The organism is Bacillus massilinigeriensis, from assembly GCF_900117315.1.
GTDB classification, from domain to species: Bacteria; Bacillota; Bacilli; order Bacillales; family Cytobacillaceae; genus Bacillus_BE; species Bacillus_BE massilionigeriensis.
The window spans coordinates 3836758-3849156 of sequence record NZ_LT630337.1 but is presented as its reverse complement, the minus strand read 5'-3'; the positions used below and the strand labels follow the sequence as shown (position 1 = coordinate 3849156).

Genomic DNA, 12399 nt, shown 5'->3' with positions numbered 1-12399 from the left:
CTTTTTAACTTGGCAACCGAATTAAATGGAAAGAAAGATATATTTATATTTTAATCATGCAAGATAGTTACAGCCCTAATTCCTTTCTATGGAGTAAGGGACAAAGGGACAGGTTCCTCGTCCCAGCAAGGGGTTGCGTCACAGTGACCACCCGAGGGACAAGGGGACAGGTACCTCGTCCCAGCACGAAAGTTCTGATTGTGGAAGGAAAGCTCATTCGAGAGAAATCTCAAAATGGGCTTTTCTTTTTGGGGATGCGTCACAGTGACCACCCGATTTTTGTCGAGGGACAAGGGGACAGGTACCATGTCCCAGCACGAAAGTTCTGATTGTGGAAGGAAAGCTCATTCGGGAGAAATCTCAGAATGGGCTTTTCTTTTTAACTAAGACTAACTGTATATGCTATGCCTATGAAGGGACACGGGGACAGGTTCCTTGTCCCACTAAATTAAAGAAGAGCTCAACAGATGTAACTTACCTCTACGAGACATTGATTGCTTTATATTCAGTTGCTTCACACGTTTTGATAGGGACAAAGGGACAGGTTCCTTGTCCCAGTACGTAAGTGCTGATAGGAAGGAAGCTCATTCGGAACAAATCTCAGAATGGGCTTTTCTTTTTGACTTGGTAGCCGATTCAAATAGAAAGAAAAGCTTATATTATAATTGTATAAATTAATAACAGCCCTAATTCCTTTCGATGGAGTTAGGGCTATTTCTATTGGAGGAGGTTGCCGAGGGACACGGTGACTGTTTTCTCGTTCCACTACAAATCATTAGTCATTTATTCCAAATAAAAAAAACATAGCATCTTTTCCAAAATCCTTGCTTATGCTGTTTAAAAAGTCAATCCCCCCGTTTTTCCTACCAACACTTTATTATTTCCGAAAAATATATATATAAATTGTGGTGTTAATGAATAAATTCTTATGTAACAAAAAAGACTCCTCTTTATGCAAGAAATAACAAAATACCCAGAGGAGATGAGTTAAAAAAGAGTGCTAATTATTGATAGCAAAAATAAAAATCTCACTGCAATTAACTACTACAGAAAATCAATAAAAGTTTCTGGTATGTCAGAAGAAGAGAGTATAAACTACCAGCACAATGTTTGTAATGATTTTGCAAAAAGAAATGGGATTGAAGTTTTAGAAACATTTAATGATATAGGATATACAGGAGCAGTGGCAGATAGGCCGGAGTTACATGAGATGTTAAAGTTTATTAAAGAGTCAGATTCTAAAATCGACTGTCTAGGGACACAGGGACAGGTTCATTGTCCCACCCCAATAACCAATAATTTATTATTGAGGGTTGGTGCCTGTCACACCCCGAATTTTGTCGAAGATTAGTAGGCAAATAGTTGAAGGAAGGCTCTGTGGAGAGAAATCTCTGCGGGGCTTTTCTTTTTATTTTGGGCTCTATTGGGGATGCGTCACAGTGACCACCCGATTTTTGTCGAATACTTGATTGGTAGAATAAGGTGGTTGCGTCACAGTGACTACCCGAAATTTGTCGAAAGATAAGTAGATTGGTAGAAAATTTAATGTCTTTCATGGAAAGCTCTGTGGAGAAAAATCTCTGCAGGGCTTTTCTTTTTATTTTAGGCTCTATAATATTTGTTGGGGGGGATGCGTCACAGTGACCACCCGAAATTTGTCGAATGCATAATTGGTAGAATAATAGAATTTTTAAATTTTTAGAAGGATTCTTGTGGTTTTTGTAGAATTTAGGAAGGTGCAATGTAAGTGGTATGAATTGGAATTTCACCTTTAAGCCTCAGTTTATTTATTTTCTTCTATGTCTTCGTATCAGGTCTTCCTTTATTTTTCCGAAGCAACACACAGTATTCAAAAATTTGCTTGTAATTTTGATAATTTTGTTAAGCTAAGGAGGTTTTGTGATGAGAAATTCTCTAAAGGGTTTCTTTTTTTATGCATATTATGTCGCATTAGGAAGATTAAACATTAAACGACATAACACCAACACCTAAAATAATGAATTTTTGTTTATAAAAAGGGGAACAACACCTTTTGTCGAATTATGAAGAGGGAAGGGGGCGACATTATTGCTTGCAAATATATTTCAATTAGCAGCAGGAGTATTGTTAGGAATTTCTAGCTTTATAAAAAAAGATATATTTCAATTTCCGGTATTTGGAGAAAAACTACCTGGGACCCTAGAAAACTCTAAACAATCTTGGATCATTAGGTTAGGACTGGTTCTTCTAATAATTGGGTATGCGTTGCAAATTTTGGATTTTGATCTATATGTATTTTACAATCTTTCAAAAAGTATTAGAGTATTTTTTTCTCTTTTTATAACTGGTATAATAATTGCTTTGTGCTATTGTATAGCTAATGCCTTAGCAAAAAGTGACTATGAAAAAGCGCCTTTGTTTACAGAGGAAACTCCCGCTTCACCTGGAATAATAGCGATTGAAAAAAACGAAGAAGTTATAGATGAGAAGTAAATAAAAGGTACACAGGGGGTTGCGTCACGGGGGGTTCGTCACAGTGACCACCCGATTTTTGTCGAATACTTGATTGGTAGAATAATAGAATTTTTATATTTCCTGAAGGATTTTTGTAGTTTTTGTAGAATTTAGGAAGGTGTAATGTAAGTGGTATGAATTGGAATTTCCTCTTTAAGCCTCAGTTTATTTATTTTCTTCTATGCCTTCGTATCAGGTCTTCCTTTATTTTTCCGAAGCAACACACAGTATTCAGATATTTGCTTGTAATTTTGATAATTTTGTTAAGTTAAGGAGGTTTTGTGATTGACAGTAAAGGTTTCAAGTATTGGGTTAATGGGGTTAGAGGGGTATCGGGTACAGGTACAAGTTCAGATCTCATCTGGAACCGAGTCGATGGTGATTGTTGGTTTGCCGGATGCTTCTGTAAAAGAATCGAAGGAAAGGGTTCTGTCAGCGATCAGAACATTGAACTGTGATGTGACAGACCAAAAGATTGTCGTGAACCTATCTCCCTCTGAACAAAAGAAAAATGGCCCTCTTTTTGATCTGGCAATTGCCATCGGAGTACTCATTGAAACAGGAGAGCTGCAGGGGAATGTCCCAGAAACCATAGGATTCATTGGCGCATTATCCCTAGATGGAACAATTGAAAAGGTTGAAGGAATGCTCCCTGCTCTAGTCGCAGCGAAGACTTTAGGATATAGGAAAGTATACTTGCCTTTTGACCCCTTGATTCCACTGGACATGATTGAAGGGTTGGAATGCGTTGTCGTTCAGCATATAAAGGAAGTGGTGCAACACCTGGATGGGCAAGAACTCCTACCGCTAAGAAAGGTAAATCAAGAACGGGTGCTTCCTGCTTGCAATCATAAATTTGAGAGGGATTTCAGCCACATTATGGGACAAAGACATGCAAAGGAAGCAATGGAGGTAGCTGCGGCAGGTGAACATAATGTATTGATGAGCGGTCCCCCCGGATGTGGCAAAAGCATGCTGGCAGAAACGTTTCCATCTATACTTCCTCCTTTAGACAAAAAGTCACAGCTAGAAGTTATTAGTTTGTACCAGCTTGCGAAGGAAAAACACCTCTATCCCCAGATAGCCCCCTTTCGACATCCTCACCACTCCGCTTCATCAGTTGCAATGATTGGAGGGGGTTCTTATCCGAAACCAGGAGAAATTTCACTAGCCCATCGAGGCGTTTTGTTTCTAGATGAAATGGCCGAGTTTTCAAAGAAAACATTAGATATGTTGAGACAGCCTCTTGAAACAGGGAGAGTCACCATAAGTCGAGTCCATTCAACTGTAACGTATCCTGCTTCCTTTATTTTCCTTGCCGCCGTAAATCCATGTCCGTGCGGTTATCTTGGTTCAAACACTCACTATTGCACCTGTACTCAGAAAAACATTCAAGCCTACCAAAACAGAATTTCAGGACCTGTCTTTGATCGTATTGATATCCTCCTATTTTTAAAACCAGTAAATTTAACTCACACAACTCCAGAAACCACCTCTGATGAAATTTTAGGTAGAGTGATAAGAGCAAGGGAACGGCAATATGAACGGTATCAAGAACCAGTCTGTAATGGAAAAGTTGCCATGGAAAAATTGCTTGCAACAAGCCCTCTAAAGGAACCCCAGCTAAATATGATAAAAAACGCAGCGTTTAAACATCACTGGAGTAATCGTGTGCAAATGAAAATCATCCGTTTAGCGAGAACAATCTCCGACCTGCATGGAAATGCGGAGATAACGGAAGAGTCTATATGGAAAGCTATGACACTGAGAAGGTCATTTCACTTGAGTAACCAAATGAAAGTAGGGAAAAGATAGTGTCTTACAAAAAGAGAATATGGATTCCGAACAGATTTTATCATGTGACCAGTCGAGGAAATCGCCGCGATCCTCTATTTCGATCCCAAACTGATTTTCTCGCTCTTTTTCATATACTTGAACAGATCCATGAAAACCTTTCCTTTGAACTAGCCTCCTATTGTTTCGGGACAAAGGGACAGGTACGATGTCCCACCATAAGCTACAATCTCTTTTTTTCACTTTTTTCGCTTAGAAATATATAATATTTTTGATTGCTTTGATTGGCAGTTATCTATCATTGCATGCTTCCCTCTTTAACGTCCTTTTCGTAAGTATAAGCCTTGCAGAGGTTTAACTCTCCACAAGGCTTTCTTTTAATTTCATCAACTCTTTCTTTTTGGGACGAGGTACCTGTCCCTGTGTACCATAATTTTTCAATCATGTTTTCGTAAACAGTTAGAGAAAGAGTTCCTAACTTAGCAACTGTATCCTCATTTACGATTTCGGCACAACCTTTTTGAATTAAAACATTAATTTGTTCCTTTGTTTCTTTTGGAGTTAAAACCTCATTTTCATATACATATTCATGTATCAGCAATTTCCCAACATAATTTGGCAGCAAATCTTCTATTATTTTATATTTTCTTATTCTCCCAAGTTTAATAGCAAAATCTGCGTCTAATATTGCGATTGGCCAAATATATGATGTTGAATGACTATTCATCATCTAATTCCTCTAACAATTTATCTATTTCATCTTCTGTTGGAAGAATATTTGGTAACACAATATCATAAACTTCTGGTGTTTTGTTTAAAAGTGACAGTAGATTTTGCAGTCTTTTTGGAGTAATTAGCCCTTCCTGATAAAGATCACAGGCGTTTTTGGCTAGGTCTTCATAATGAATAACCGGATTTTCTATTTTGGGATTTTCTAATTGAAGTTTTCTACGAATCAACTCTACGTTAGGTTCTTTCCACAGTTGTTCCATTAAAGGTTTTTCTATATATTTAAGGTACACAGGGACAGGTACCTCGTCCCAAAAAGAGAGTTTTAATGAATTAAAGAAAGCCTTGTGGAGAGTAAAATCTCTGCAAGGCTTTTCTTCGAGAAGGACTTTTAAAAGAGGACGCAAACAATAACAGGTATCTGTCCATCCAAACAATCAAAAATATAAAATATTTCTGAGTGGAAAAAGTGTGAAAAAAGAGATTTTTGCTTATGGTGGGACATTGTACCTGTCCCTTTGTCCCGAAGGATCCAATATTATTCGAGGATGTGCGGAGAAGTACCATTCTAAGTAAAATTCAAGAGGACATTCAGTTTTATATCAATCGCCATAACACTTATTCTAAGAAATACGGTATAACCTATACCTTTACACTACCAATATTGAGTAAAGAAGACTGGGACAACACAATAGATGATATTGGTATGATTTCTTTTATACAAGGTTATCCGTTAGCGGGAAATGAGACGTATAATAACTTTGCGTTAGGGGGAAGTAGAATCTCGAAAGTTCATCAATATTTCGGAACTGTCATAAATGGGACTAAATATTATTTTCGAGATGACGCTGATTATTCATATTCTGTTGAAGAAATCTTCACAACCCCAAAAGAGGCTGTAAAAAAAGGTTATTTACCAATTACACAATCCAATCGTGACCACTTTACGCATAATTAGAAAATTTGTGGTTTTATGGAATCAAAGTATAATTGAGATATAAAAAGAATGATTTATAAGGGAAAGGTACACAGGGACAGGTACCACGTCCCAGCGCGAAAGTGCTGATTAAAGAAGGAAAGCTTATTCGAGAGAAATCTCAGAATGGGCTTTTCTTTTTTTTGAAAAGGACAAGGGGACAGGCTGGGATCACTGAAAGAAGGTACACAGGGGAACGGTTCCTCGCCCTACCGCTGAATTGCTGATGTTTTGAGAAAGAAGCCTTGTGGAGAGGAAAAAACTTCGTAACAATCTTCTCTTTTTTTACATTTTTGAAAAAAGGTTATTTAAAAATATGATAAAATGAATGGGCAACTGAATATTGTGAGGGTGGTTGGTTGTCCAATCTTCTTTCTGTTTGGAAAGGAGGTGATAATCATGGAAACATTTCTTGAAATCATTCGTGAAATTTTGAAGGGGATTGTGCGTGAAATTGCTGCACATGTCTTTCGAAAAAACGTCATAGATAACAAGAAAACCGCCCCTCGCCGTCGCAAGCTAAAGGGTGGTTTTCGTAGAACTAAATAATATATGACAACCACCACCCTGACGGTAGAGGTTGCAGGGAGGAGTGTTACCGGCACTTCTCCTTTTTATTATATTCTTATTATACATGAAATAAACCTTTAATTACAAGGTACACAGGGACAGGTACCTCGTCCCAAAAAGAGAGTTTTAATGAATTAAAGAAAGCCTTGTGTAGAGTAAAATCTCTGCAAGGCTTTTCTTACGAGAAAGACTTTTAAAAGAGGGACGCAAACAATAACAGGTAACTGTCCATCCAAACAATCAAAAATATTAAATATTTCTGAGCGGAATAAGTGTAAAAAAAGAAATTGTTGCTTATGGTGGGACATTGTACCTGTCCCTTTGTCCCGCCCGCTGGATAACGCTTTTTGAAATACCGGTTATTCTGGAAAGCTGTCTTAAAGAGGTCCCACTCAGACCCTTTAGTTTAAATAATATGGCATCCCTATCCCTGTTATCCATTTGTTGCAGGATACTAATATTCGGAATTCCCAGGTTATGCAAATGCCTTTTAACTTCAGCATCAGACATCCTTACTCTTATCTGAATATCTAAACATTGATCATCATTAGGCTTTTGCATAAAATTTTTAAAAGATATTAATGCCCTTTTTCTATCAGAAGAGAATAATTGAAGTGCATAATCGATATTAACCATGTGTGGTTTATACAGGTACTCCTTCATACTTGTCCATTTGCATGAAAACACGTCTGAAACTAAACCAGCTTTAACCGGGTTTTGGTGAATATAACGGAGGACTGTTAGAAAATAGTTAACGCTATCAACATTTTCACTATGAAACCGTTCTTGAAACAAGTGACCACATCGCTCATATTTCATATTGTACCAATAGACATAACTAGAGCTAATTCTCTTTATTATTGTGGAGATGGTTTCATCCGATTCTTTTATTAATAAGTGAATATGATTATCCATCAAGCAATAGCCATATATTTCATATTTACATATTTTCATATATTTGTTTAAGGTTTCGAAAAATCTAGATTTATCCTCCTCGTCTTCAAAAATTGTTTGCTTGTTTATGCCTCTCATGACAATATGATAAATCCTACTTTTACTTTTGCTTCTTGCTACTCTTGGCATATTTGACACCTCGGAATGTTTCTTTAATTAAAACTCAAAGACTTTCTCTTGCATTTTTCTCCTTTTAATTCATAGGCCTCCTCAGCTGTATCGCTTTTCAAATCGATTCGTCAGTAATTTGATCTTCATTTGCTAAATCGAAATCGTTCGTGCTAAACGGATAATCTTAATTTGAACACGGTTACTCCAATGCTGTTTGGCTGATACTTGGGTAATCATTCTCTGTAGGGTAGACGATAGTGGGGATATTGAGGTTAGGATTTCAAAAGGAATATTGGAGTTCTTTCTCTGAGGTATCAGGCAGACCAACAATAACCATGGAATTCATACCGGGTGAAGCCTGTACCTCAACACGCATACGATAACCCTCCAACCCTTTTAAACCAATGCTTAATACTTTTACTGTCAAAATTAAACCTCCTTTGAATAATAATTTTTTTAAAATTAGGAATGTTGAAATGAGATAAGTGATGGAAAGAAATAAGTGGATCAATTTGGGGTATTTATTTTATTCAACACGGTTACATAAATCCCTGCAAAATGGCGTATAGAGATTAAAATAGTCCTATGGACAAGGGGGAGGTACAGTATCACTGTTTAAATGATAAAACAATCTATAGAAATCACTTGAGTAGACATGTGTGGGACGAGGTACCTCGTCCCAGCAAGAAAGTGTTGGTGAATTAAAGAAAGTTTTGTTAAGAGAAAATCTCTGCAAGGCTTTTTACGAGAAGAACGTTAAAAGAGGGACGCCAGCGAGGACAAGTACCTTGCCCCATCCAAACAATTAATAATAGATTGTTTCTGTGCAGAAAAAGCATGTAATTAGAAATCGTTACTTATGGTGGGACATTGTACCTGTCCCTTTGTCCCACATACCTGTTTTGCGTGTAATTTTTTCATTGCAAAACTCGCTATGGGCTGAGCAATTCTTGGTTACAATAATATTATTAAATTTTAAAACATAAGGAGATATGGAACATAATGAAGAAAACTTTATTAATAATTTCATTACTTACACTTTTTATAATTACTGGTTGTGGTGGTAATCAAGACGAAGCAAAGAATACTGATTCTGATACTGCAAATAATGAAGCAACAACAGAAAATACAAAAGGAAATGAAGAAAAAGCAGCAAATAATAAAGATGTTTACTTTAAAGACAATGAAGCAAAATTAAATGATTTAAAGATTAAAATTACAGAAACCAAAGTTATTCGAGCAGGTGAAAAAGGAAATGAATACGGTGAAAAACCTGTTTTTGCAATTTGGTATGAAGTAACAAATTTAAGTGATAAAGAAATTGACCCTTCTACTGGATGGATGGCAGTTTTTGAAGCAGTACAAGACAATAATCCTAATGCAGTTAACACTCTTGAAGTTGGTGGACTTCCAGATGACCAATTTCTCGAATCCCAATTAGAAACAATTAAAAAAGATGGTACAGTTAAAAATGCAGTAGCATATGAATTAGATGATCTAGAAACTCCTGTAACATTAATTGCTACACAAGGTGTTGGTGGCGATAAAATAGGTGAACAAATTTTCAACATTAAATAAACGTTTAAAAAACACTTGTAGGGACATAGGGACAGGTACCTCGTCCCATCCAGACTATCAAAAATATAAAATTAGGGTGACAGGCACCTTCCAGAAAACTGGAAGGTGCCTGTCACCCTATTTGCTATATCTTAAATTTTGTTAACATTTCTTGTAAATCCTGTGCTAATTGGCTTAAGGATTCAGTTGAGGTGGATATTTCTTCGATGGATGCTAGTTGTTCTTCAGAGGCCGCTACGACATTTTGAGAGCCAACGGATGCTTCCTTAGCGATAGAAGCTAGTTGTTCAATCGTTGCAGTAACCTGTTGTGTATTCGCTGATATTTGTTCAGACGTGGCTGAAACCTCTTGAATTTGTGCACCAACATAGGCAATGGCCTTTGAAATCTCTTGGAAGGCTTCACCTGTTTGATCAATCACTTTTCTCCCTAAGGTCACTTCCTTAACACTGCCAAGCATCTCTTTATTTGCCACCTCGGTATCTTCTTTAATGCCGTTGATTAATGTGACAATTTGTGTGGCTGAGTCTCGAGATTGCTCCGCTAACTTTCTGACCTCATCTGCAACTACAGCAAATCCCTTTCCATGCTCCCCAGCTCTAGCTGCTTCAATTGCTGCATTTAATGCTAGCAAATTAGTTTGATCTGCAATACTAGTTATCACTTCAATAATTTTAATGATTTCGTGAGAACGTTCCGTTAATTGAAAAATGGCAGTTGTAGTATTTTCTGTTGCTGTACTAATGGACTCCATTTGTAGCATAGCTTTTTGAATTAATTCATTTCCTTGTTCAGATAATGTAGTGGTTCTTTCTGCTGAGTCTTTTACCGATGATGAGGATTCAGCAATGCTTTGCATCCCTTGGGATACCTCCTCCATCGCCAGTGAGCTCTCTTCGGAACTAATAACCTGACTCTCTGCCCCCTCTGCAACCCTTTGAATATCTGAAGCTATTTGATTGGTGGCCTGAGTGGTTTGATCCGTTGTTGCAAAAAGCTCCTGAGATGCAGCAGCCACTTGACTTGCACTGCTATTAATCTCCGTAATCAAATGGCGGAGGTTATCTGACATCTCATTGAAGGCACCTGCTAATTCGCCTATTTCATCATTGGTATCAATCTCAATTACTTCTGTTAAATCACCGCCGCTTATGGCTAATGCTTGGTGTTTTAATTTTTTCAATGGAGAGATAATGGACTTTGTTATTAAATAGATAGCGACTGCTCCAATAATCAATGCAATTATGATAATAAGAATGCTATGCTTAAGTATCGGTGAAGCCTTTTGACTTACTTCAGAAGAATCAATGGATCCTCCAATCTTCCATCCTGTTAATGCATTCGTCTTATAGCTCATAATTTTATCGATATGTTTGTCCGTATAATTAAATTGCCCTGTCTCTTGTTTATACATTTTGTCAACATAATTTCCTGTTGCCTTGCTTCCACCTTTTTGCGTTGGATGGGAAACAATTTGTTTATCTGCATCAATCAAAAGAGCATAACCGTGTTTTCCAATTTTTACTTGATTCGTTAACTTTTCAATATAGCCTAAGGAAAGATCTATTGAAACAACTCCTGAACCATCCTTTGTGGATTGTGAAAGAGTTAAGACCATTTTCCCTGTATTAGCATCTACATATGGAGGTGATATAACAATTTCCCCTTTTTTATCCATAGCTGCCTTATACCAATCTCTCACTCTTGGATCATAGCCCGCTTTTATTTCCACCTCAGGCTTGCGAAAAAATTGCCCCTTTTCAGTACCAACATTAACCATATCCACCTCAGGGTGCATATTAGCATATTGTTCAAAGGTTTGAATCAATTCTTTTAGCCCCTGTTTTTGATAGGATTGACTTGAAATATTTTGGGCTAAATAGCCAATATCATTCATTTTCGGCTGAATTGTATTATCAATGGTTGAATTTAACAACCCTAAACTCTCACTAAATCCATCAAGCATCTCCGCTTGAATCGCATCCTTTGCTGATAAAAAGGATAGATACCCAATCGTTATGGTAGGAACGATCAAAATAATCGCAAAGGAGAAAATCAATTTTGTTTTTATGTTTTTAAAGAATCTTAAGATGTTTTTCATTTGTTTTACTACCTTTCTATTATCCAAATAATTTATTCAATATTTTTGTTTTTAACTTTCCGTTCATCATCTCCATTTCTCCTATCAAACGATAATACCGTAATAATATTTCCACCAAAAAGGCTATTCTACAAAACATAAGATAGCCAAAGAATGGGAAACTAGGCGACCTTAGTTTGTTGAGCTTTCCTAGCTCACAAAACGTAGACCAATAGCTTTGATTCATATTCATTCGAATAGTTTACCTTTATTTCATAATTATTAAGGTGAATTAGATGGTAATGTATAAAATTGTCTACGAAAGCCTCATTTTATCGGATTATAGAGATTTATTCAATGAGTTTGTTACTTACTTCACAATTTTGTAATGGGAATGGTGGGACATAGGTGGAGGTGGGACAAAGAGGGATAGGGTGACAGGCACCTTCCAGAAAACTGGAAGGTGCCTGTCACTTTTTAATCAATCTATTACCTATTATTTTCTTATTACCTTCATCCCTGTTAAGATGGCTTTAGCATCGCTATTCAAATATGCAATCACATCATCTCTCATAAATATCTGCGCGTTTTCCTTTAGGATTACCTTAATCCCCATTAAATCGAATTTATAAGCATATGTATTAATAGCATTGATAATGGAAAGATCTTTTCTTGATAGTGGTTTGACTCCAGAATTTAATTGTTCTGTTAAAAATTTATGAATTTCTCTTGCGTTACTTTTCAGCAATTGTTTATTATCTTGCAGTATGCTTAAATTGCCCTCAATATATTTTCTTGCAGTAACGAAATCAAGATCTTCAACACTGTTATTGATATTATCAATCAACTCTGCTAGTTTCACCTCAACACCACTCCTACTATTTATAACTATCAGTCTGATAAATAAAGTATATCACTATAGTAATAAACAGAAAATTAGTTTGTGCGGGACACAGGGACAGGTACCTCGTCCCATCCAAATATCAAAAATATAGTTAACAGGGTGACAGGCACCTTCCAGAAAACTGGAAGGTGCCTGTCACTTTTAAATCAAACGTTTGATTTAAAAGTAGAATGTGCTTATTAAGGAAGAGACGCAGGCTATGCCTGAAAT

At 36.7% G+C, this 12399-nt stretch carries 13 protein-coding genes and 2 pseudogenes; 7 read left to right on the top strand and 8 right to left on the bottom strand.

What is annotated here, in order from left to right:
• The first annotated feature begins 997 nt into the window (after window positions 1–997).
• The 4 genes and pseudogenes from BQ6100_RS18985 to BQ6100_RS21770 form a co-directional block, all read left to right on the top strand.
• Window positions 998–1351 carry a recombinase family protein gene (locus BQ6100_RS18985; RefSeq protein ID WP_075983094.1) on the top strand — a complete coding sequence of 118 codons (354 nt, stop codon included), beginning with the start codon at window positions 998–1000 and terminating at the stop codon, window positions 1349–1351.
• Between the two features lie 716 nt (window positions 1352–2067).
• Window positions 2068–2472, top strand: a complete 405-nt coding sequence (locus BQ6100_RS18980; RefSeq protein ID WP_075983093.1) for a hypothetical protein — start codon at window positions 2068–2070, stop codon at window positions 2470–2472.
• 306 nt (window positions 2473–2778) lie between these two features.
• Entirely contained in the window at window positions 2779–4308 is a 1530-nt protein-coding gene (locus BQ6100_RS18975; protein WP_075983092.1) for a YifB family Mg chelatase-like AAA ATPase, read from the top strand.
• Window positions 4305–4481, top strand: a pseudogene (locus BQ6100_RS21770) (transposase); the annotation flags it as partial. The gene BQ6100_RS18975 and the pseudogene BQ6100_RS21770, both read left to right, overlap by 4 nt.
• Before the next feature lie 104 nt (window positions 4482–4585).
• Here BQ6100_RS21770 and BQ6100_RS18970 read toward each other — a convergent pair.
• Both BQ6100_RS18970 and BQ6100_RS21600 read right to left on the bottom strand, forming a co-directional pair.
• Window positions 4586–5014, bottom strand: coding sequence for a hypothetical protein (locus tag BQ6100_RS18970; protein ID WP_141770171.1), 429 nt, complete (start codon window positions 5012–5014; stop codon window positions 4586–4588).
• Window positions 5007–5453: a hypothetical protein gene (locus BQ6100_RS21600; RefSeq protein WP_141770170.1), complete on the bottom strand. Its 447-nt coding sequence runs from the start codon at window positions 5451–5453 to the stop codon at window positions 5007–5009. Before BQ6100_RS21600 ends, BQ6100_RS18970 begins: the two co-directional genes overlap by 8 nt.
• Window positions 5454–5509: 56 nt before the next feature.
• Here BQ6100_RS21600 and BQ6100_RS18960 point away from each other — a divergent pair, with 56 nt between their 5' ends.
• Both BQ6100_RS18960 and BQ6100_RS21510 read left to right on the top strand, forming a co-directional pair.
• Window positions 5510–5974, top strand: a complete 465-nt coding sequence (locus tag BQ6100_RS18960; protein ID WP_075983089.1) for a hypothetical protein — start codon at window positions 5510–5512, stop codon at window positions 5972–5974.
• A 417-nt stretch (window positions 5975–6391) separates the two neighbouring features.
• Entirely contained in the window at window positions 6392–6541 is a 150-nt protein-coding gene (locus tag BQ6100_RS21510) for a hypothetical protein (protein WP_097677933.1), read from the top strand.
• A 315-nt stretch (window positions 6542–6856) separates the two neighbouring features.
• On the opposite strand, the gene BQ6100_RS18955 is transcribed toward BQ6100_RS21510, so the two are convergent.
• The 3 genes from BQ6100_RS18955 to BQ6100_RS21340 all read right to left on the bottom strand — a co-directional run bounded on the left by BQ6100_RS18955 (window position 6857) and on the right by BQ6100_RS21340 (window position 8054).
• Window positions 6857–7645: a transposase gene (locus BQ6100_RS18955; RefSeq protein WP_075983088.1), complete on the bottom strand. Its 789-nt coding sequence runs from the start codon at window positions 7643–7645 to the stop codon at window positions 6857–6859.
• Window positions 7646–7777: 132 nt separating this feature from the next.
• Window positions 7778–7954 (bottom strand): magnesium chelatase subunit ChlI family protein, encoded by a 177-nt coding sequence (locus BQ6100_RS22095; protein ID WP_390622423.1) that lies wholly within the window; start codon window positions 7952–7954, stop codon window positions 7778–7780.
• Window positions 7908–8054: a hypothetical protein gene (locus BQ6100_RS21340; protein WP_159433179.1), complete on the bottom strand. Its 147-nt coding sequence runs from the start codon at window positions 8052–8054 to the stop codon at window positions 7908–7910. The genes BQ6100_RS22095 and BQ6100_RS21340 overlap by 47 nt, the downstream gene beginning before the upstream one ends.
• 575 nt (window positions 8055–8629) lie before the next feature.
• On the opposite strand from BQ6100_RS21340, the gene BQ6100_RS18950 reads away from it, so the two are divergent.
• A complete protein-coding gene (locus BQ6100_RS18950) occupies window positions 8630–9205 on the top strand; it encodes a DUF5067 domain-containing protein (RefSeq protein ID WP_235816554.1) in 576 nt (191 codons plus the stop codon).
• 124 nt (window positions 9206–9329) lie between these two features.
• On the opposite strand, the gene BQ6100_RS22090 is transcribed toward BQ6100_RS18950, so the two are convergent.
• The 3 genes and pseudogenes from BQ6100_RS22090 to BQ6100_RS18940 all read right to left on the bottom strand — a co-directional run bounded on the left by BQ6100_RS22090 (window position 9330) and on the right by BQ6100_RS18940 (window position 12147).
• The gene (locus tag BQ6100_RS22090; RefSeq protein ID WP_390622447.1) at window positions 9330–10277 is read right to left on the bottom strand and encodes a methyl-accepting chemotaxis protein; all 948 of its coding nucleotides are present in this window, start codon (window positions 10275–10277) and stop codon (window positions 9330–9332) included.
• Window positions 10272–11171: pseudogene (locus BQ6100_RS22085) on the bottom strand (HAMP domain-containing protein); the annotation flags it as partial. The pseudogene BQ6100_RS22085 and the gene BQ6100_RS22090, both read right to left, overlap by 6 nt.
• 610 nt (window positions 11172–11781) lie before the next feature.
• A complete protein-coding gene (locus tag BQ6100_RS18940; protein WP_075983085.1) occupies window positions 11782–12147 on the bottom strand; it encodes a hypothetical protein in 366 nt (121 codons plus the stop codon).
• Window positions 12148–12399 lie beyond the last annotated feature (252 nt).